Genomic DNA, 20,663 nt, shown 5'->3' on the forward strand with positions numbered 1-20,663 from the left:
GATCTAAGCCTTTCATATAAGGGTAAAACCCGTAGATCAAAAGGGAGGTAGGCCCCTTGCTAGATGTCAATAATTTTGAGTTTATGAAAATTGGTCTTGCTTCACCAGATAAGATTCGTTCATGGTCTTTTGGAGAAGTAAAAAAGCCAGAAACAATTAACTACCGTACACTTAAACCTGAAAAAGACGGTTTATTCTGTGAGCGTATTTTCGGACCAACAAAGGACTGGGAATGTCATTGCGGTAAGTACAAGCGTGTAAGATATAAAGGTGTAGTCTGTGATCGCTGTGGAGTGGAAGTAACTCGTGCAAAAGTACGTCGTGAGCGTATGGGTCATATTGAATTAGCCGCACCTGTGTCTCATATTTGGTATTTCAAAGGGATCCCAAGTCGTATGGGTCTTGTTTTAGACATGTCACCTCGTGCACTTGAAGAGGTCATTTATTTTGCTTCATATGTAGTTACAGATGCTGGTGATACAGCATTAGAAAAGAAGCAGCTTTTATCAGAGAAGGAATATCGTGCATACCGCGACAAATACGGTAATAAATTCCAAGCATCAATGGGTGCTGAATCCATTAAAAAGCTTCTTTCTGATATTGATTTAAACAAAGATGTTGAAGCGCTAAAGGAAGAGTTAAGAACTGCACAAGGGCAACGTCGTACAAGAGCAATTAAGCGCCTAGAGGTTCTAGAAGCATTCCGTAACTCAGGAAATGAGCCATCTTGGATGATACTTGATGTTCTGCCTGTCATACCGCCAGAATTACGTCCAATGGTTCAATTAGATGGAGGGCGTTTTGCTACATCTGACTTGAACGATTTATATCGTCGTGTGATTAACCGTAATAACCGTCTTAAGCGTCTATTAGATTTAGGAGCTCCAAGCATTATCGTACAAAACGAAAAGCGTATGCTTCAAGAAGCAGTAGATGCTCTAATTGATAATGGTCGTCGCGGACGTCCGGTAACAGGACCAGGTAACCGTCCTTTAAAATCCCTTTCACATATGTTGAAAGGGAAGCAAGGTCGTTTCCGTCAAAACCTACTAGGTAAGCGTGTTGACTATTCTGGTCGTTCCGTTATCGTTGTAGGACCAAACTTAAAGATGTACCAATGTGGATTGCCAAAAGAAATGGCACTAGAGTTATTTAAGCCATTCGTTATGAAGGAATTGGTGGAAAAAGGTCTAGCCCACAATATCAAATCGGCTAAGCGTAAGATTGAAAGAGTTCAGCCTGAAGTTTGGGATGTACTTGAAGAAGTAATTAGAGAGCATCCGGTTCTTCTTAACCGTGCACCGACTCTTCACAGACTAGGTATTCAAGCATTTGAGCCAACGCTAGTAGAAGGTCGTGCGATTCGTCTTCATCCGCTAGTGTGTACGGCATACAATGCTGACTTTGACGGTGACCAAATGGCCGTTCACGTTCCGCTTTCGTCTGAAGCTCAAGCAGAAGCAAGATTATTAATGCTTGCAGCTCAAAACATCCTTAACCCTAAGGATGGAAAACCAGTAGTTACTCCGTCTCAGGATATGGTATTAGGAAACTATTACTTAACTCTTGAACGTGCAGGTGCTGTTGGCGAAGGTATGATTTTCAATGATACCAATGAAGCGATATTAGCTTACCAAAATGGTTATGTACACTTACATACTCGTGTAGCTGTACATGCAGGTTCACTGAATAACGAGACGTTCACTGAAGAGCAAAATAAAAAGCTTCTATTAACGACGGTTGGAAAACTGATCTTTAATGAAATCTTGCCTAGCTCATTCCCTTACATCAACGAGCCTACTAAATCAAATCTTGAAGTAGAAACACCTGCAAGATTCTTTGTAGAGCCTGGTACGGATGTGAAACAAGTAATTAGTGAAATGGATGTTGTAGATCCATTTAAAAAGAAGATTCTAGGGAACATCATTGCGGAAGTATTTAAGAAGTTTAAGATTACTGAAACTTCAAAGATGCTTGACCGAATGAAGGACTTAGGGTTTAAGCACTCTACAAAAGCTGGTATTACAGTTGGGGTTGCAGACATCGTTGTATTAGGTGAAAAGCAAGAGATTATCGCTGAAGCACAAACAAAGGTAGATAATGTTCAAAAGCAATTTAGACGTGGTTTAATCACAGAAGATGAGCGTTATGATCGTGTTATCTCCATCTGGAGTGCTGCGAAGGATGTTATCCAAGCGAAGCTAATGAAATCATTAGATAAAACAAACCCAATCTTCATGATGAGTGACTCTGGTGCCCGTGGTAACGCATCTAACTTTACGCAGCTTGCTGGTATGCGTGGACTAATGGCGAACCCGGCTGGTCGTATCATCGAATTACCAATCAAATCAAGTTTCCGTGAAGGTCTAACAGTATTAGAGTACTTTATCTCTACTCACGGTGCACGTAAAGGTCTTGCTGATACAGCACTAAAAACTGCTGACTCTGGTTACTTAACTCGCCGTCTCGTTGACGTAGCACAAGATGTTATCGTTCGTGATGACGATTGCGGTACGGATCGCGGATTGCATATTGCTGCACTTAGAGATGGAACGGAAATTATCGAGTCTCTAGAAGAACGTTTAATCGGACGTTATGCAAGAAAAGCAATTAAAAACCCTGAAACAAAAGAAGTAATGGTTCGTGAAAATGAATTAATTACGGAAGACCTAGCAGCCGAAGTGGTTGGCGCTGGTGTAGAGGATGTATGGATCCGCTCTGCGTTTACATGTAACTCTCGCCACGGTGTATGTAAGAAATGTTACGGTCGTAACTTAGCAACTGGTCAAGAGGTTGAAGTGGGAGAAGCTGTTGGTATCATCGCTGCTCAATCTATCGGTGAACCAGGAACACAGTTAACGATGCGTACATTCCATACAGGTGGGGTTGCTGGAGACGATATCACACAAGGTCTACCTCGTATTCAGGAGATTTTTGAAGCGCGTAATCCGAAAGGTCAAGCGGTCATTTCTGAAATCGAAGGTGTGGTTGTTGGTATTAACGAAGGCCGCGACCGCCAGCATGAAATTATCGTTCAGGGCGATGTAGAGTCAAGAACCTACACAGCTCCATACACGGCACGTCTAAAAGTGGCTGTAAACGATAAGGTTGAACGCGGTGAAGAACTGACAGAAGGTTCGATCGATCCTAAGGAATTAATCAAAGTGAAAGACGTTACAGCTGTTCAAGAGTATTTGCTTCGTGAAGTTCAAAAAGTATACCGTATGCAAGGGGTAGAAATTGGTGACAAGCACGTTGAAGTAATGGTACGACAAATGCTTCGTAAGGTTCGTGTCATTGATGCAGGTGAAACAGATGTATTACCTGGATCGCTTCTTGATGTACATCAATTCAGAGATGCAAACGAAAAAGCGTTGCTTTCTGGAAAAATGCCTGCAACAGGGCGTCCTGTATTGCTTGGTATTACTAAGGCTTCACTTGAAACAGATTCATTCTTATCTGCTGCTTCATTCCAAGAAACAACAAGAGTACTTACAGACGCAGCTATTAAAGGTAAACGCGATGAGTTACTTGGTCTGAAGGAAAATGTAATTATTGGTAAGCTTGTTCCAGCTGGAACTGGTATGCAACGTTATCGTAAAGCTGAACCAGTAAGAAACATTGAACAAGAAGAAGTATTAACTGTAGAATAATCATTCATGCGGCACTCTACCCTGAGTGCCGCACATTAAATGAACATCTCTATTAATAAAAATATCATTAGGTGTTGACAGCGAGTTTCATAGGTGTTAATATATCAAAGGTGCTCCTATAAACCTGTTACTTTGGAGGATGCAATCATGTCTTATGAAAAAGTAATGCAGGCAAAGAGATTTATCGTAGGAACTAAGCAAACAGTAAAAGCCATCAAAAGCGGCACTATTTCCGAAGTACTAGTAGCTAAGGATGCTGAACCACGTGTAACAGCAAAGGTAATTAGTACAGCACAGGAAGTAGGCGTTCCAATTATATACGTAGATTCTATGAAAAAGCTTGGTAAAGCTTGCGGGATCGAAGTAGGTGCTTCTACTGTAGCAATAACTTTTTAAAAACTGTTTTTATAGAAAGATATCTATAAAGACTTTGTTTTTTGTTTCAAAATGAACCACCTGGATGTGTGGGCTTTGAAATAGTAGATGAAGGGAGGAAAAAGAAATGCCTACAATTAATCAATTAGTGCGTAAGCCACGTTCTTCGAAAGAGGAAAAGTCTAAATCACCTGCACTAAACAAAGGTTACAACAGCTTCAAGAAATCACAAACGAACGTATCTTCACCTCAAAAGCGTGGGGTATGTACGCGTGTTGGTACAATGACTCCGAAGAAGCCGAACTCAGCATTACGTAAATATGCTCGTGTACGCTTAACTAACGGAATTGAAGTAACAGCATACATTCCTGGAATTGGTCACAACCTACAAGAGCACAGCGTAGTACTTATTCGCGGTGGTCGTGTAAAGGACTTACCAGGGGTACGTTATCATATCGTTCGTGGTGCACTAGATACAGCTGGTGTAAACAACCGTATGCAAGGTCGTTCTAAATACGGAACTAAGAGACCAAAAGCAGCTAAGAAATAATTATTACTACAAAAAACTAAAATCACACTTCTGTGAAAGGAGGAACAAACATGCCTCGTAAAGGTCCTGTAGCAAAGAGAGACGTATTACCAGATCCGTTATATAACTCAAAGCTAATCACTCGTTTGATCAACAAAATGATGATCGACGGTAAAAGAGGAAAGTCACAAGCAATCCTTTACTCTGCATTCGAACTTATTCGTGAGCGCAGTGGTAAAGAACCAATCGAAGTATTCGATGCAGCACTTAAAAATATCATGCCAGTTCTTGAAGTTAAAGCACGCCGTGTAGGTGGTTCTAACTATCAAGTACCAGTAGAGGTGCGTCCAGATCGTCGTACAACTCTAGGTCTTCGTTGGTTAGTAAACTACTCTCGCCTTCGTGGAGAAAAGACGATGGAAGAGCGTTTAGCTAACGAAATCTTAGATGCAGCGAATAACACTGGTGCATCAGTTAAAAAGCGTGAAGATACTCATAAAATGGCTGAAGCAAACAAAGCATTTGCTCACTATCGTTGGTAGAATTTACTTTTACTCAAATATAAAAATAAACTAAAACACTCATACGAGAAAGGAGAAATACCAATGGCAAGAGAGTTCTCCTTAGCAAATACAAGAAATATCGGTATCATGGCTCATATTGATGCTGGTAAAACAACAACAACTGAGCGTGTACTTTATTACACTGGTCGTATTCATAAGATTGGTGAAACACATGAAGGTGCATCTCAAATGGACTGGATGGAGCAGGAACAGGAGCGCGGAATTACAATCACTTCCGCTGCTACAACTGCTCAATGGAAAGGCCACCGAGTTAACATCATCGATACACCGGGACACGTAGACTTCACAGTAGAAGTAGAACGTTCCCTGCGTGTACTTGATGGTGCAGTTGCTGTACTTGATGCACAGTCTGGTGTTGAGCCTCAAACTGAAACAGTTTGGCGCCAAGCAACAACTTACGGTGTACCACGTGTTGTATTTGTAAACAAGATGGACAAAATTGGTGCTGATTTCAAGTATTCAATCAAAACACTTCATGATCGCTTACAAGCGAATGCTGCTGCAATTCAACTTCCAATCGGAGCTGAAGATCAATTCTCAGCTATCATTGACCTTGTTGAAATGAATGCAACATTCTATGGTAACGACCTTGGAACAGATATTGAAGTTCGTGAAATCCCTGAAGAGTACCGTGCTGAAGCAGAAGAATACCGTGAAAAATTAATTGAAGCGGTATCTGAGTTTGACGAAGTATTAATGGAAAAATACCTTGGTGGCGAAGAAATCACTAACGATGAGCTAAAATCAGCGATTCGTAAAGGTACTGTTAACGTTGAGTTCTACCCAGTTATCTGTGGATCAGCATTCAAAAACAAAGGTGTTCAGTTGATGCTTGACGCTGTAATTGACTACCTACCATCACCATTAGATGTACCTGCAATCAAAGGTACATTACCTGATAGCGATGAAGTAGTTGAGCGTCACTCAAGCGATGAAGAGCCTTTCTCAGCTCTAGCATTCAAAGTTATGACTGACCCTTATGTTGGAAAACTAACTTTCTTCCGTGTGTACTCTGGTACATTAAGCTCAGGTTCTTACGTTCAAAACTCTACTAAAGGTAAGCGTGAGCGTGTAGGTCGTATCCTACAAATGCATGCTAACAGCCGTGAAGAGATTTCAATGGTATACGCTGGTGATATCGCTGCTGCTGTAGGTCTAAAAGATACTACAACTGGAGATACACTATGTGATGAAAAGAACCTAGTTATCCTAGAGTCTATGGAATTCCCAGAGCCAGTTATTCAATTATCTATCGAGCCTAAATCTAAAGCTGACCAAGATAAAATGACTACTGCTCTTCAAAAGCTTCAAGAAGAGGATCCAACATTCCGTGCGCATACTGACCAGGAAACTGGACAAGTTATCATCGCAGGTATGGGTGAACTTCACTTAGATATTCTAGTAGACCGTATGCGTCGTGAATTCAAAGTTGAAGCTAACGTTGGTGCACCTCAGGTTGCTTACCGCGAAACAATCCGTTCTTCTGCTAATGTAGAAGGAAAGTTTGCTCGCCAATCTGGTGGACGTGGACAATTCGGACACGTTTGGATTGAATTCTCTCCAAACGAAGAAGGAAAAGGATTCGAATTCGTAAATGGAATCGTCGGTGGTGTTGTTCCTCGTGAATACATCCCAGCTGTACAAGCGGGTCTTGAAGATTCACTTGACAGAGGTATGATTGCTGGATTCCCTGTTGTCGATATCAAAGCTAGATTGTTTGATGGATCTTACCATGATGTTGACTCATCTGAAATGGCGTTTAAGATTGCTGCGTCTATGGCACTTAAAGCAGCAGCTTCTAAGTGTAACCCAGTTATCCTTGAGCCTATCATGAGAGTCGAAGTTATTATTCCTGAAGAGTATCTTGGTGATATTATGGGTAACGTAACTTCACGTCGTGGTCGTGTAGAAGGTATGGAAGCACGCGGTAACGCTCAAGTTGTTCGTGCAATGGTTCCACTTTCTGAAATGTTTGGATATGCAACAAGCCTTCGTTCTAGCACGCAAGGTCGTGGAGTATTCTCAATGCATTTCGATCACTATGAAGAGGTTCCAAAATCAATCTCTGAAGAAATCATCAAAAAAAATAAAGGCGAATAATTGATTTTCGCCCTTTTTTAAAGTATAACTACTTATGTAAGTGTGGACGTTGGTAGGTGCTGGTAACAGCTACCTCTCTGTCCATAAATATACTTAGACTATTTTTTATATATTAAAGGAGGATTTTTCTAATGGGAAAAGCTAAATTTGACCGTTCTAAGCCACACGTTAACATCGGTACAATTGGTCACGTTGACCATGGTAAAACAACTTTAACAGCTGCAATCACTTCTGTACTTGCTAAGGTAGGTGGAGCAGAAGCTCGTGCATATGATCAAATCGACGGTGCTCCAGAAGAAAGAGAGCGTGGAATCACAATCTCTACTGCGCACGTTGAGTACGAAACTGCTAGCCGTCACTACGCACACGTTGACTGCCCAGGTCACGCTGACTACGTTAAGAACATGATCACTGGTGCAGCTCAAATGGACGGCGGTATCCTAGTAGTATCTGCTACTGATGGTCCAATGCCACAAACTCGTGAGCACATCCTACTTTCTCGTCAGGTTGGTGTACCTCACCTTGTAGTATTCATGAACAAGTGTGATATGGTAGACGACGAAGAGCTTCTTGAATTAGTAGAAATGGAAATCCGTGACCTACTTTCTGAGTATGACTTCCCTGGAGATGACATTCCTGTAATTAAAGGTTCTGCTCTTAAAGCTTTAGAAGGTGAAGCTGAATGGGAAGAGAAAATCAACGAGCTTATGGCTGCGGTTGATGAGTATGTTCCAACACCAGCTCGTGACACTGAAAAGCCATTCATGATGCCAGTTGAGGATGTATTCTCAATCACTGGTCGTGGAACTGTTGCTACTGGACGTGTTGAGCGTGGAGTAGTTAAAGTTGGTGACGTAGTTGAAATCGTTGGTTTCACTGAAGAGCCTAAGTCTACTACTGTAACAGGTGTAGAAATGTTCCGTAAGCTTCTTGACTATGCTGAAGCTGGAGACAACATTGGTGCACTTCTTCGTGGGGTTTCTCGTGAAGAAATCGAGCGTGGACAAGTTTTGGCTAAGCCAAAATCAATCACTCCACACACAAAGTTCAAAGCGGAAGTTTATGTTCTTTCTAAAGAAGAAGGTGGACGTCATACTCCATTCTTCACTAACTACCGTCCACAATTCTATTTCCGTACTTCTGATATTACAGGTATCTGTAACCTTCCAGAAGGTGTTGAAATGGTTATGCCTGGCGACAACATCGAAATGACTGTTGAACTAATCGCTCCAGTTGCGATCGAAGAAGGTACTAAGTTCTCTATCCGTGAGGGTGGACGTACTGTAGGCGCTGGCGTAGTTGCTACAATCACTGAATAATTTTAAATAAGAAAGCAGATGGGTTTTCCATCTGCTTTTTTCTATGCTTTTTTTTAGGTAAAGCATTGACATTTTTCCATTCTGTTGTTAAATTTAATTAAACCTATCAGTTAAGTTGGAATTAAATTTAAATAGAGATATATTAATGTTAGGAGTGGTATTACATGGTCGAGTCAAAGTTGACTTTTTCATCATATGATCATTATTCGTTTCCTAGCTTCGACGAAGATAATGAGACAAAAGGCGCACTCGATGCGTTACGTTGGAGTTATGAGCATTACGATGAGAATGAAATTGTGTACGCATGTAGTTTTGGAATTGAAGGCATGGTCATGATTGATTTAATAGCGAAGGTTAAGCCGGATGCAAAGGTTGTTTTCTTAGATACTGGTCTTCATTTTAAAGAGACATATGAACTTATTGACAAGGTAAAAGAACGTTACCCACAACTAGAAATTGAACTTAAAAAACCTTCCTTAACATTAGAAGAGCAAAAAGAACAACACGGAGATGAACTCTGGAAGACGGCTCCAAACAGATGTTGTGAAATTAGAAAGATTATTCCTTTAAGAGAAGCCTTATCGGGTGCAACTGCGTGGATAAGTGGATTAAGAAGAGAGCAGTCTGAAACGAGAAAGAACACACAGTATTTCAATAAAGATAACAAATTTGAATCGATTAAAGTATGTCCTCTCATTCACTGGACGTGGAAGGATGTTTGGAGATACGCACATAAGAATGACCTTCCGTATAATGTTCTTCATGATAATGGGTACCCTAGTATTGGTTGTGCGCCATGTACTTCTCCGGCATTTAACGCAGATGATATGAGATCAGGTCGATGGACAGGAACAGGTAAGACAGAATGCGGATTACACCAATAGGAGGGCATGGCCCATGGTCATAACATATACAGCTGTTATTGTTGCTCTCTTTTTGGCTATGAATATTGGTGCAAGTGGAGCTGCAGCCTCAATTTCTATCGCTTACGGCTCAGGAGCACTTCCAAAGAAAAAAGTGGCTCTGCTTGTTTGTGGAGTGGCGATTTTTTTAGGTGCTGTACTCGGTGGTAGTGAAGTTGTCAAAACAATCGGATCAAATATTGTGCCTTCATCGGTACTAGATGAAAAAGTAGTTCTCATTATTCTATCTTCAGCTGCACTTTCATTATTTATTGCCAACTTAATGGGGATTCCTTTGTCCACGAGCGAGATTACAGTTGGATCTGTTGTAGGAGTGGGTGTTGCTTTTAAGGCGCTATTTGTTAAGAACATTTTAGTTATTGTTGCTTTCTGGTTTATCGTTCCAATAGCAGCATTTACTATAGCGCTTTTGTGGGGTAGGGGAATAAAATTACTTGAAAAGAAATTTCCTACATTAAAAAATGGGAAGTATAATAAACCAATCACAATCTTTGTTATTGTTGTTGGGTTTTTTGAAGCTTTTTCGGCAGGAATGAACAATGTAGCAAATGCGGCAGGTCCTTTAGTAGGAGCCGGAGTAGTCTCTATTACAACTGGAGTTTGGGTTGGTGGATTATTCATTGCAGTAGGAGCTATATTCCTTGGAGGAAGAGTGCTTCAAACAAACGGGAAAAAAATAACGAGCTTTTCCTTGCTTGAAGGTGGGGCTATCTCAAGTACAGGTGCAACCCTGGTTATATTAGCTTCAGTATTTGGGTTACCGGTACCGTTAACTCAAGTCACAAGTACTGCAATCATTGGAATTGGTTTTGCTCAACGAGGGATGTCAATATTTCAACAAAGTATAATAAACAAGATTATTAAGGTATGGATTGTATCTCCTATTCTATCACTTGTTTTATCTTATGGACTCGTAAAGATCTTTGTTGATACTGATATATATACTGTTGTAGTGCTGTTTAGTGTAAGTATTGCCACTTTAGGTACACTATCCTTGGCAAATACAATAAAAAAAGAGAACCGAACATACTTTGAAAATAGCGGAGGTATTTAACTATGACACTTAGTACGCCACACGGAGGAAAACTTATCAATCTATGGGAGCCAGAATACAATATTGAAAATATTGAGCTTTCAATTGATTTAGATAAGACAGCGTTAAGCGATTTAGAGCTTATTGGAAATGGAGCTTATAGCCCTATCACTGGCTTTTTTAATAAAAATGATTATGAATCAGTTGTGAATAACTTGCGTTTGGCTGATGGTCATGTATGGAGTATACCGATCACTCTTCCAGTAGACGAAGTAAAAGCTAGTACTTTGTCAATCGGTGCAGAAGCGAAACTTGTTTTTGAAGGGGAAGTATACGGAGTCATCACGATTAATGACATCTATACACCGGACAAGGAAGTTGAGGCTAAAGCTGTTTATCAAACAGAAGAATTAGCGCATCCCGGAGTAAGGAAGTTATTTGAAAGAAAGAATATTTACGTAGGTGGACCAATTAAGGTCGTAAAGCGATTAGAAAGAGAAAGATTTAACGAGTACTATCTAGATCCAACAGAAACAAGAAGTATTTTCGCTGAAAACGGATGGAAGACTGTTGTAGGTTTCCAAACGAGAAATCCTGTTCACCGTGCACACGAATACATTCAAAAGTCAGCCCTAGAAATCGTTGATGGACTATTCTTAAATCCGTTGGTGGGAGAAACAAAATCTGATGATATTCCAGCAGATGTAAGAATGAAGAGTTATCAAGTGTTATTAAAGAATTACTATCCAGAAGATCGTGTATATCTTGCTGTATTCCCAGCAGCAATGCGCTATGCAGGACCTAGAGAAGCTATTTTCCATGCGATGGTTCGAAAAAACTATGGTTGCACGCATTTTATTGTAGGTAGAGATCACGCAGGTGTGGGAAATTACTACGGAACCTACGATGCACAAAAGATTTTTGATCAATTTACACAAGAGGAATTAGGTCTAACACTTTTATTCTTTGAACATAGCTTTTACTGCAAGAAGTGTGGAAACATGGCATCAACAAAAACATGTCCACATTCAAAAGAAGATCATGTGATTCTTTCTGGAACAAAAGTAAGAGAAATGCTTCATAATGGTGAAGTACCACCAAGTGAATTTAGCCGTAAAGAAGTGGTAGAAGTACTAATTGAAGGCTTAAAATCTCACAGTGTGAAGGCATAGTTGGAGGATTATTATGAGTACAAATATTACATGGCATGAAGCTTCATTAAATAAAGAGCTAAGAAGAAAGCAATTCGGACATCATAGCTTTGTTCTATGGTTCACTGGTTTATCTGGCTCAGGGAAGTCTACAGTAGCTAATGCTGCTGCTAAGGCACTTTTTGATCAAGGGTTAAATCCTTACGTGTTAGATGGAGATAATATTCGTCACGGATTAAATAAGGACCTTGGTTTCTCTGAAGAGGATCGTACAGAAAACATCCGTAGAATCGGAGAAGTATCAAAGCTCTTTGTAGATAGTGGACAAATTGTAATAACGGCATTTATCTCTCCTTTTATTAAAGATAGAGAACTTGTACGTGAGTTACTAGAAGCTGATGAGTTTATTGAAGTATATATTAAGTGCCCGGTAGATGAGTGCGAGAAGAGAGATCCGAAGGGTTTATATGAAAAAGCAAGAAAAGGGCTTATTCGTGACTTCACAGGTATCGATTCACCGTATGAAGAACCAGTGAACCCAGAAATCGTAGTAGAGACAAATAAGTATTCTATAGAAGAAAGTGTAGAGCAAATTCTTCAACACTTAAAATCTAAGGGATATATAAAAGAATAGGTATTAGATAGAAGAATATGAAGAGCCGGTATAAGAGTCCATAAAAGACACCTTTGTACTGGCCTTTTTTTATGGGCCTCTTTCTATATAGTGAAGTTGGAGAGAGTGGAATTATTTCACACAAAGTTTATTGTTCACCCTGGTTGAAAAGAGCAAGTGTAACAGCTATAATAGGAAAAGTGTTCGAAAGATAAACAAAAAAACATATTTATGTTGCAATTGCTTTATCGTTTCAGTATAATAGACAATGTTGGTCTTTGACTGCGATGAAGTGAAAGGTTGCTGACACACCCGGCCGCTTTGCCATGGCGAGTGTGTGGGAAATTTTCACGGAGAATGTCTATTTTTAATATAGGCGAAAAGGAGGGAAAATAATGGCAAAACAAAAGATTCGTATTCGTTTAAAAGCTTATGATCACAGAATTCTTGATCAATCAGCAGAGAAGATTGTAGAAACTGCAAAGCGTTCTGGTGCGGCTGTATCTGGTCCGATTCCATTACCAACTGAAAAGTCAATTTACACAATCCTTCGTGCGGTTCATAAGTACAAAGATTCTCGTGAACAATTCGAGATGCGTACTCATAAGCGTCTAATCGACATCGTGAATCCAACTCCACAAACAGTTGATTCATTAATGCGTTTAGATTTACCATCTGGTGTAGATATCGAAATCAAACTTTAATGAAATAAAAATAATAAACTTTCAGGAGGTGTGACTTTAATGACCAAAGGAATCTTAGGAAGAAAAATTGGTATGACTCAAGTGTTTGCTGCAAACGGTGATCTTATCCCTGTAACTGTAGTAGAAGCAGCTCCAAACGTTGTTCTTCAAAAGAAAACGTCTGAAACTGATGGATATACTTCAATTCAATTAGGTTTTGAAGACAAGCGTGAAAAGCTTTCTAACAAACCTGAAAGAGGACACGTTGCAAAAGCTAACACTGCTCCTAAGCGCTTCGTTCGTGAATTACGCGACGTAAACGTAGATGAGTATGAAGTTGGTCAAGAAGTCAAAGTAACAATTTTCGCAGAAGGCGAAATCGTAGATGTAACAGGAATTTCAAAGGGTAAAGGTTTCCAAGGTGTTATCAAACGCCACGGACAATCTCGCGGACCAATGGCACACGGTTCACGTTACCACCGTCGCCCAGGTTCAATGGGTCCTGTAGCTCCAAACCGTGTATTCAAAGGTAAATTATTACCTGGACGTATGGGTGGAGAGCAAATCACTGTACAAAATCTTGAAATTGTAAGAGTAGATGCAGAACGCAACCTACTATTAATTAAAGGTAATGTACCAGGAGCTAGAAAAGCTCTAGTAAAAGTTAAAAGTGCGGTAAAAGCATAAATACTTAAGTCAGAAAGGAGGAAATAAGAATGCCGAAAGTAGCATTGTTAAACCAAACTGGATCACAAGTTGGCGAAATCGAACTTAATGATTCAATCTTTGGTATCGAGCCTAATAATCACGTTCTTTTCGAAGCGGTTATTATGCAAAGAGCTTCTTTACGTCAAGGAACTCACAAAACAAAAATTCGCTCTGAAGTAGCTGGCGGTGGACGTAAGCCATGGCGTCAAAAGGGTACTGGTCGTGCTCGTCAAGGTTCAATCCGTTCTCCACAATGGCGCGGAGGTGGTACTGTATTTGGTCCAGTTCCACGTAGCTATAGCTATAAATTACCTAAAAAGGTTCGTCGCTTAGCGATTAAATCTGCATTATCTACAAAGGTTTTAGAAGAAAACATTTTAGTACTTGAAAACCTTGCTTTCGAAACTCCAAAAACTAAAGACTTTAAAGGTGTATTAGCAGGATTATCTGTTAATTCAAAAGCACTTATCGTAACTGCTGACCTTGATGAGAACGTAGCATTATCTGCACGTAACATCCCTGGTGTTACTGTTGTATCTGCTAACGGAATTAGCGTATTGGATGTTTTAAATCATGACAAGTTGATCATGACTAAAGCAGCGGTTGAAAAAGTAGAGGAGGTGCTTGCATAATGGATGCACGCGATATCATTAAGCGCCCCGTTATCACTGAACGTTCTACTGACCTAATGGCTGAAAAGAAATATACTTTTGAAGTTGATGTTAGAGCTAACAAAACTCAAGTTAAAGACGCTGTAGAAGAAATTTTTGGTGTCAAAGTTGATAAAGTTAACGTACAGAACTACAAAGGTAAGTTCAAGCGCATGGGTAAATTCGGAGGCTACACGAACAAGCGTCGTAAAGCAATCGTTAAATTAACAGCTGATAGCAAAGAAATCGAATTATTCGAGGTTTAATATAGAATAGAAGAAGAGGAGGGAAAAAATTATGGCGATTAAAAAGTATAAACCTACCTCTAACGGTCGTCGCGGTATGACAGTTTCTGATTTTGCTGAAATTACAACAAGCACACCAGAAAAGTCTCTACTTGCTCCTTTAAAAAGAAAAGGTGGACGCAACAACCAAGGTAAGTTAACAGTACGTCATCAAGGTGGCGGCCATAAGCGTCAATATCGTATTATCGATTTTAAGCGTAACAAAGATGGCATTCCAGGACGCGTTGCTACAATCGAGTATGATCCAAACCGTTCTGCAAACATCGCATTAATTAACTACGTGGATGGAGAAAAGCGTTATATCTTAGCTCCTAAAAACTTAGTAGTTGGAACAGAAATCATGTCAGGTCCTGAAGCGGATATTAAAGTAGGTAACGCATTACCACTTGCTAACATTCCAGTTGGTACAGTTATCCACAATATCGAGTTAAAACCTGGTAAGGGTGGACAATTAGTACGTTCTGCAGGTACTTCTGCACAGGTTCTTGGTAAAGAAGGTAAGTACGTATTAGTACGTCTAAACTCTGGTGAAGTTCGTATGATTCTTGCAACTTGCCGTGCAACTGTAGGTCAAGTTGGTAATGAACAACACGAACTTATCAACATCGGTAAAGCTGGACGTTCTCGTTGGTTAGGCAAGCGCCCAACAGTTCGTGGTTCTGTAATGAACCCTAACGATCACCCACACGGTGGTGGAGAAGGACGCTCACCAATCGGACGTAAGTCTCCAATGACTCCATGGGGCAAACCAACTCTTGGATTCAAGACTCGTAAGAAAAAGAACAAATCAGATAAATTTATCGTTCGTCGTCGTAAAAAATAACGGGATTGTACTACGGTTCCAGCATAGAACCGTAGAGCAGTCACGAAGGGAGGTTCAGACATGGGTCGCAGCTTAAAAAAAGGACCTTTTGTTGATGAGCATTTAATCACAAAGATCGAAAAGTTAAATGAAACTGAAAGCAAGCAAGTTACTAAAACTTGGTCTCGCCGTTCTACGATCTTCCCGCAATTCATCGGACACACGATTGCTGTATATGATGGTCGTAAACATGTTCCTGTATATGTCACTGAAGACATGGTAGGTCATAAGCTTGGAGAATTCGCTCCAACTCGTACTTACAAAGGTCATGCAAGTGATGACAAGAAAACAAGACGTTAATGAGAGGAGGGCATTCTGATGCAAGCTAAAGCTGTATTAAGAACAGTACGTATTGCTCCTCGTAAAGCTCGTTTAGTCGTAGATTTAATTCGAGGTAAGCAAGTAGGAGAAGCAGTAGCGATTTTAAAGCATACACCAAAAACTGCTTCACCAGTTATTGAAAAATTATTAAACTCTGCGATTGCTAATGCAGAACATAACTATGAAATGGACGTTAACAGCTTAGTAGTATCTCAAGCATTCGTTGACGAAGGACCAACTTTAAAACGTTTCCGTCCTCGTGCAATGGGTCGTGCAAGTGCTATTAACAAGCGTACTAGTCATATTACTATCGTATTAACAGAGAAGAAGGAGGGATAATAGTGGGTCAAAAAGTTAATCCAGTCGGCTTGCGTATTGGTATCATCCGTGATTGGGAATCCAAATGGTTCGCAGGAAAAGACTATGCTGATCTTTTACACGAAGACCTTAAAGTACGTGAGTACATTACAAAGCGTCTAAGCGATGCTTCTGTATCAAAAGTAGAAATCGAGCGTGCAGCTAATCGCATTAACATCACTATCCACACTGCAAAGCCAGGTATGGTTATTGGTAAAGGTGGTACTGAGGTTGAAGCGCTTCGTAAAGCTCTTAACTCACTTACTGGCAAGCGTGTTCACATCAACATTCTTGAAATCAAAAAAGCAGACATCGACGCTAAGCTTGTAGCGGAAAACATTGCTCGTCAATTAGAAAACCGCGTATCTTTCCGTCGTGCTCAAAAACAAGTTATTCAACGTGCAATGCGCGCTGGTGCAAAAGGTATCAAAACAATGGTATCTGGTCGTCTAGGCGGTGCAGACATCGCTCGTTCGGAGTCTTACAGTGAAGGAACTGTTCCACTTCATACTCTTCGTGCTGACATCGATTACGCTACAGCAGAAGCAGATACAACTTACGGTAAGTTAGGTGTAAAAGTATGGATCTACCGTGGAGAGGTCCTTCCTACTAAGAAGAAATCTGAGGAAGGAGGCAAATAATATGTTAGTCCCTAAACGCGTTAAGTATCGCCGTCAACACCGTGGAAAAATGCGCGGAATGGCTAAAGGTGGTACAGAGGTTAACTTCGGTGAATTCGGTCTACAAGCTATTGAAGCTTCTTGGATTACAAACCGCCAAATTGAAGCTGCTCGTATCGCAATGACACGTTACATGAAACGTGGCGGTAAAGTTTGGATTAAAATATTCCCTCATAAGCCTTATACAGCTAAGCCTCTAGAAGTCCGAATGGGTTCTGGTAAAGGTGCTCCTGAAGGATGGGTAGCAGTTGTTAAGCCTGGGAAAGTAATGTTTGAAGTTGCTGGTGTTTCTGAAGAAATCGCACGTGAAGCATTACGTTTAGCAGCACACAAACTTCCAGTAAAATGTAAGTTTGTAAAACGAGAAGAAATTGGTGGTGAATCAAATGAAAGCTAATGAAATTCGTGACCTTACCACTGCCGAAATAGAACAAAAAGTTAAATCTTTAAAAGAAGAGCTTTTCAACCTTCGCTTTCAATTGGCGACTGGACAACTTGAAAACACAGCTCGCATTCGTGAAGTACGCAAAGCGATTGCTCGCATGAAAACTGTAGTTCGTGAAAGAGAAATCGGCGTTAACAATCGATAATTGAAGGAGGTTTGCGAAAGATGAGTGAACGCAACCAACGCAAAGTTTACACTGGACGCGTTGTTTCTGACAAAATGGATAAAACCGTTACTGTCTTAGTTGAAACATACAAAAAGCATCCATTATATGGTAAACGCGTTAAGTACTCTAAAAAGTTCAAGGCTCATGATGAGCAGAACGTTGCAAAAATTGGCGATGTTGTTCGTATTATGGAAACACGTCCACTATCTGCTACGAAGCGCTTCCGCCTTGTTGAAGTAGTAGAAACAGCAGTAATTATTTAATTATGATCGGAAATAGCTACATCCCGAAGGGAGGTTACACACATGATTCAACAAGAAACACGTTTAAAAGTTGCTGACAATTCAGGTGCTCGTGAAGTACTTACAATTAAAGTTCTTGGTGGTTCAGGCCGCAAGACTGCTAATATTGGTGACATTATCGTTGTTACAGTGAAACAAGCAACACCAGGTGGCGTTGTTAAAAAGGGTGACGTTGTAAAAGCGGTAGTTGTTCGAACTAAAAGCGGCGTTCGTCGTGCAGATGGCACATACATTCGTTTCGATGAGAACGCTTGTGTAATTATCCGTGACGACAAGAGTCCACGCGGAACGCGTATCTTCGGACCTGTTGCTCGTGAACTTCGCGACAGCAACTTCATGAAGATCGTATCACTAGCTCCAGAAGTACTATAATCTTAAAATATATGCCTTTAAGGAGGTGCGAACAGATGCATGTGAAAAAAGGTGACAAAGTTATGGTCATCTCTGGTAAGGATAAAGGCAAAACAGGTGTTATCTTAGCTGCTTTCCCTAAACAAAGCCGTGTGCTAGTTGAAGGAGTAAACATTGTAAAGAAGCACTCTAAGCCATCCCAAGTGAATCCACAAGGTGGAATCATTAACCGAGAGGCACCTATTCATGTATCAAACGTCATGCCTATCGATCCTAAGACTGGTACGCCAACTCGTGTAGGGTTTAAAGAGGTTGACGGTAAAAAAGTACGTGTTGCAAAAAAATCCGGTGAAGTTCTAGATAAATAAGTCTAAAAGAAGGGAGGTACAAAAATGAACCGCCTAAAAGAAAAATATGTTAAAGAAATTACTCCTGCTCTTGTGAGCAAGTTTAACTATAAATCAATTATGCAAGTACCGAAGCTTGAAAAGATCGTTATCAACATGGGTGTTGGTGATGCAGTACAAAACGCAAAAGCACTTGATAACGCGGTAGAAGAACTAGCAGCTATCTCTGGTCAAAAGCCAGTTGTTACTCGTGCAAAGAAGTCTATCGCTGGTTTCCGTCTACGTGAAGGTATGCCAATCGGTGCGAAGGTTACTCTTCGTGGAGAGCGTATGTACGAATTCTTCGACAAGTTGGTTTCTGTATCTCTTCCACGTGTACGTGACTTCCGCGGTATTTCTAAAAAGTCTTTCGACGGACGTGGAAACTACACATTAGGTGTAAAAGAACAGTTAATCTTCCCTGAAATTGATTACGATAAAGTAAGTAAAGTTCGTGGTATGGATATTGTTATCGTTACTACAGCTAATACTGATGAAGAAGCTCGTGAACTGTTAACTCAATTTGGAATGCCATTCCAAAAGTAATCGGTAAATAGAGGGAGGCGAAAACGTGGCTAAAAAGTCAATGATTGCGAAACAAAAACGCACGCCTAAATTCAAGGTTCAAGAATACACACGTTGCGAACGTTGCGGACGTCCACATTCTGTATACCGTAAATTTAAGCTTTGCCGTATTTGTTTCCGTGAATTAGCATACAAAGGGCAAATTCCTGGTGTGAAAAAAGCTAGCTGGTAAAACTAGAGTTTGGGAAGGAGGTAAAAAACAATGGTCATGACAGATCCAATTGCAGATTTGCTAACTCGCATCCGTAATGCGAACATGGTTCGTCACGAAAAATTAGAAGTTCCTGCTTCTAACACGAAGAAAGAAATCGCTGAAATCTTAAAGCGTGAAGGCTTCGTGCGTGATGTTGAATATATCGAGGATAACAAGCAAGGAATCATCCGTATCTTCTTAAAGTACGGTTCGAATAACGAACGTGTTATTACTGGTCTTAAGCGTATCAGTAAGCCTGGTCTTCGTGTATATGCAAAAGCTACAGAGGTTCCACGTGTACTTAATGGTCTTGGAATCGCATTAGTATCTACTTCTCAAGGCGTTCTTACTGATAAAGAAGCTCGCGCAAAGCAAGTAGGCGGAGAAGTACTAGCATACGTTTGGTAATAGAGTTTCTTAAAGAATGGAGGTGCACTAAATGTCTCGCGTAGGTAAAAAACCAGTTGAAATTCCATCTGGCGTTACAGTAACAGTTGATGGAAGCAACGTAACAGTAAAAGGTCCTAAAGGTGAACTAAGTCGTTCATTTAATCCAGATATCGAAATTAAGGTAGAGGAGAACGTAATTAACGTTTCTCGTCCATCTGATGCGAAGGAGCACCGCGCATTGCACGGTACTACTCGCGCATTACTTTCAAACATGGTTGAAGGTGTATCAAAAGGGTTCGAAAGAACACTTGAATTAATCGGGGTTGGTTACCGTGCTCAAAAGCAAGGTACAAAGCTTGTATTAAACGTTGGATACTCTCATCCAGTAGAAATTGAGCCTGAAACAGGTATTGAGATCGAAGTACCTTCAAATACACGTGTAATTGTAAAAGGTACAAACAAGGAGCGCGTTGGCGCACTTGCTGCTAACATTCGTGACGTTCGTCCTCCTGAGCCTTACAAAGGTAAAGGAATCCGTTATGAAGGCGAATTCGTTCGTCGTAAAGAAGGTAAGACAGGTAAGTAATGCCCTAAGGGGTAAACGAAAGGAGTGACCAAAATGATTACGAAGGCTGACAAAAATGCAACGCGTAAGAAAAGACACGCACGTGTGCGTTCAAAACTTAGCGGTACTGCAGCTCGTCCTCGTCTAAATGTGTTCCGTTCAAGCAAGCACATTTATGCACAACTAATTGACGATGTAAGTGGAGTAACTTTAGCGAGTGCTTCAACTTTAGATAAAGAAATCGGTCTTGAATCTACTGGTAACGTTGATGCAGCGGTTAAGGTCGGAGAATTAGTTGCAAAGCGTGCTGTAGAAAAAGGCGTTAAAGCTGTTGTTTTCGATCGTGGAGGATACTTATATCATGGACGCGTGAAAGCACTAGCAGATGCTGCTCGTGAAAACGGCTTAGAATTTTAATAGACAAAGGAGGGACA

General features: G+C 40.5%; 28 protein-coding genes. All 28 read left to right on the top strand.

The annotated features are described in order from the left end of the window. Window positions 1-56 precede the first annotated feature (56 nt). Window positions 57-3,653: a DNA-directed RNA polymerase subunit beta' gene (gene rpoC / locus ACGLXV_RS16270; RefSeq protein ID WP_119706263.1), complete on the top strand. Its 3,597-nt coding sequence runs from the start codon at window positions 57-59 to the stop codon at window positions 3,651-3,653. Window positions 3,654-3,800: 147 nt separating this feature from the next. Beyond that, window positions 3,801-4,049: a 50S ribosomal protein L7ae-like protein gene (locus ACGLXV_RS16275; RefSeq protein WP_119706264.1), complete on the top strand. Its 249-nt coding sequence runs from the start codon at window positions 3,801-3,803 to the stop codon at window positions 4,047-4,049. A 106-nt stretch (window positions 4,050-4,155) separates the two neighbouring features. Next, a complete protein-coding gene (gene rpsL, locus ACGLXV_RS16280) occupies window positions 4,156-4,578 on the top strand; it encodes a 30S ribosomal protein S12 (RefSeq protein WP_066058589.1) in 423 nt (140 codons plus the stop codon). Between the two features lie 50 nt (window positions 4,579-4,628). Next, entirely contained in the window at window positions 4,629-5,099 is a 471-nt protein-coding gene (rpsG, locus tag ACGLXV_RS16285; protein ID WP_119706265.1) for a 30S ribosomal protein S7, read from the top strand. 63 nt (window positions 5,100-5,162) lie between these two features. Further along, a complete protein-coding gene (gene fusA / locus ACGLXV_RS16290) occupies window positions 5,163-7,241 on the top strand; it encodes an elongation factor G (protein ID WP_251523668.1) in 2,079 nt (692 codons plus the stop codon). Window positions 7,242-7,372: 131 nt separating this feature from the next. Continuing rightward, on the top strand, window positions 7,373-8,560 hold the full coding sequence (gene tuf / locus ACGLXV_RS16295) for an elongation factor Tu (protein WP_119706267.1): 1,188 nt from the start codon (window positions 7,373-7,375) through the stop codon (window positions 8,558-8,560). Window positions 8,561-8,724: 164 nt separating this feature from the next. Further along, window positions 8,725-9,444 carry a phosphoadenylyl-sulfate reductase gene (locus ACGLXV_RS16300; RefSeq protein ID WP_391559485.1) on the top strand — a complete coding sequence of 240 codons (720 nt, stop codon included), beginning with the start codon at window positions 8,725-8,727 and terminating at the stop codon, window positions 9,442-9,444. A gap of 13 nt (window positions 9,445-9,457) precedes the next feature. Further along, window positions 9,458-10,537 carry a sulfate permease gene (locus ACGLXV_RS16305; RefSeq protein WP_119706269.1) on the top strand — a complete coding sequence of 360 codons (1,080 nt, stop codon included), beginning with the start codon at window positions 9,458-9,460 and terminating at the stop codon, window positions 10,535-10,537. 2 nt (window positions 10,538-10,539) lie between these two features. Continuing rightward, a complete protein-coding gene (sat, locus tag ACGLXV_RS16310; RefSeq protein ID WP_391559486.1) occupies window positions 10,540-11,688 on the top strand; it encodes a sulfate adenylyltransferase in 1,149 nt (382 codons plus the stop codon). Between the two features lie 13 nt (window positions 11,689-11,701). After that, window positions 11,702-12,301: an adenylyl-sulfate kinase gene (cysC, locus tag ACGLXV_RS16315; protein ID WP_119706271.1), complete on the top strand. Its 600-nt coding sequence runs from the start codon at window positions 11,702-11,704 to the stop codon at window positions 12,299-12,301. Window positions 12,302-12,675: 374 nt separating this feature from the next. After that, window positions 12,676-12,984, top strand: a complete 309-nt coding sequence (gene rpsJ / locus ACGLXV_RS16320) for a 30S ribosomal protein S10 (RefSeq protein ID WP_009336571.1) — start codon at window positions 12,676-12,678, stop codon at window positions 12,982-12,984. Window positions 12,985-13,023: 39 nt separating this feature from the next. Next, window positions 13,024-13,650: a 50S ribosomal protein L3 gene (gene rplC / locus ACGLXV_RS16325; RefSeq protein WP_119706272.1), complete on the top strand. Its 627-nt coding sequence runs from the start codon at window positions 13,024-13,026 to the stop codon at window positions 13,648-13,650. A 29-nt stretch (window positions 13,651-13,679) separates the two neighbouring features. Further along, entirely contained in the window at window positions 13,680-14,303 is a 624-nt protein-coding gene (rplD, locus tag ACGLXV_RS16330; RefSeq protein ID WP_066058564.1) for a 50S ribosomal protein L4, read from the top strand. Continuing rightward, window positions 14,303-14,587 (top strand): 50S ribosomal protein L23, encoded by a 285-nt coding sequence (rplW, locus tag ACGLXV_RS16335; protein ID WP_066058561.1) that lies wholly within the window; start codon window positions 14,303-14,305, stop codon window positions 14,585-14,587. The genes rplD and rplW overlap by 1 nt, the downstream gene beginning before the upstream one ends. Before the next feature lie 31 nt (window positions 14,588-14,618). After that, entirely contained in the window at window positions 14,619-15,449 is an 831-nt protein-coding gene (gene rplB / locus ACGLXV_RS16340) for a 50S ribosomal protein L2 (RefSeq protein WP_066058560.1), read from the top strand. A 60-nt stretch (window positions 15,450-15,509) separates the two neighbouring features. After that, window positions 15,510-15,788, top strand: a complete 279-nt coding sequence (rpsS, locus tag ACGLXV_RS16345; RefSeq protein ID WP_066058557.1) for a 30S ribosomal protein S19 — start codon at window positions 15,510-15,512, stop codon at window positions 15,786-15,788. 18 nt (window positions 15,789-15,806) lie between these two features. Continuing rightward, the gene (gene rplV / locus ACGLXV_RS16350) at window positions 15,807-16,148 is read left to right on the top strand and encodes a 50S ribosomal protein L22 (protein WP_119706273.1); all 342 of its coding nucleotides are present in this window, start codon (window positions 15,807-15,809) and stop codon (window positions 16,146-16,148) included. 2 nt (window positions 16,149-16,150) lie between these two features. After that, window positions 16,151-16,807, top strand: coding sequence for a 30S ribosomal protein S3 (gene rpsC, locus ACGLXV_RS16355; RefSeq protein WP_119706274.1), 657 nt, complete (start codon window positions 16,151-16,153; stop codon window positions 16,805-16,807). Between the two features lies 1 nt (window position 16,808). Further along, complete coding sequence (gene rplP, locus ACGLXV_RS16360) at window positions 16,809-17,243, top strand: 50S ribosomal protein L16 (RefSeq protein ID WP_119706275.1); 435 nt, start codon at window positions 16,809-16,811, stop codon at window positions 17,241-17,243. Beyond that, window positions 17,233-17,436, top strand: coding sequence for a 50S ribosomal protein L29 (gene rpmC / locus ACGLXV_RS16365; protein ID WP_119706276.1), 204 nt, complete (start codon window positions 17,233-17,235; stop codon window positions 17,434-17,436). Before rplP ends, rpmC begins: the two co-directional genes overlap by 11 nt. A 20-nt stretch (window positions 17,437-17,456) precedes the next feature. Continuing rightward, window positions 17,457-17,720, top strand: a complete 264-nt coding sequence (rpsQ, locus tag ACGLXV_RS16370) for a 30S ribosomal protein S17 (protein ID WP_066058542.1) — start codon at window positions 17,457-17,459, stop codon at window positions 17,718-17,720. Between the two features lie 42 nt (window positions 17,721-17,762). Further along, window positions 17,763-18,131 carry a 50S ribosomal protein L14 gene (gene rplN / locus ACGLXV_RS16375; protein WP_066058539.1) on the top strand — a complete coding sequence of 123 codons (369 nt, stop codon included), beginning with the start codon at window positions 17,763-17,765 and terminating at the stop codon, window positions 18,129-18,131. A 35-nt stretch (window positions 18,132-18,166) separates the two neighbouring features. Then, entirely contained in the window at window positions 18,167-18,478 is a 312-nt protein-coding gene (rplX, locus tag ACGLXV_RS16380; protein ID WP_119706277.1) for a 50S ribosomal protein L24, read from the top strand. A gap of 24 nt (window positions 18,479-18,502) precedes the next feature. Beyond that, window positions 18,503-19,042: a 50S ribosomal protein L5 gene (gene rplE / locus ACGLXV_RS16385; protein ID WP_066058530.1), complete on the top strand. Its 540-nt coding sequence runs from the start codon at window positions 18,503-18,505 to the stop codon at window positions 19,040-19,042. Between the two features lie 25 nt (window positions 19,043-19,067). Next, the gene (gene rpsN, locus ACGLXV_RS16390) at window positions 19,068-19,253 is read left to right on the top strand and encodes a 30S ribosomal protein S14 (RefSeq protein ID WP_001085700.1); all 186 of its coding nucleotides are present in this window, start codon (window positions 19,068-19,070) and stop codon (window positions 19,251-19,253) included. Window positions 19,254-19,283: 30 nt separating this feature from the next. Continuing rightward, window positions 19,284-19,682, top strand: coding sequence for a 30S ribosomal protein S8 (gene rpsH, locus ACGLXV_RS16395; RefSeq protein WP_066058527.1), 399 nt, complete (start codon window positions 19,284-19,286; stop codon window positions 19,680-19,682). Window positions 19,683-19,713: 31 nt separating this feature from the next. Continuing rightward, complete coding sequence (gene rplF / locus ACGLXV_RS16400; protein ID WP_119706279.1) at window positions 19,714-20,250, top strand: 50S ribosomal protein L6; 537 nt, start codon at window positions 19,714-19,716, stop codon at window positions 20,248-20,250. Window positions 20,251-20,283: 33 nt separating this feature from the next. After that, window positions 20,284-20,646 (top strand): 50S ribosomal protein L18, encoded by a 363-nt coding sequence (gene rplR, locus ACGLXV_RS16405; RefSeq protein WP_066058521.1) that lies wholly within the window; start codon window positions 20,284-20,286, stop codon window positions 20,644-20,646. The last annotated feature ends 17 nt before the right edge of the window (window positions 20,647-20,663 follow it).

The sequence above is a fragment of the Robertmurraya sp. genome (genome assembly GCF_036676585.1).
Lineage (GTDB): Bacteria > Bacillota > Bacilli > Bacillales > Cytobacillaceae > Robertmurraya_A.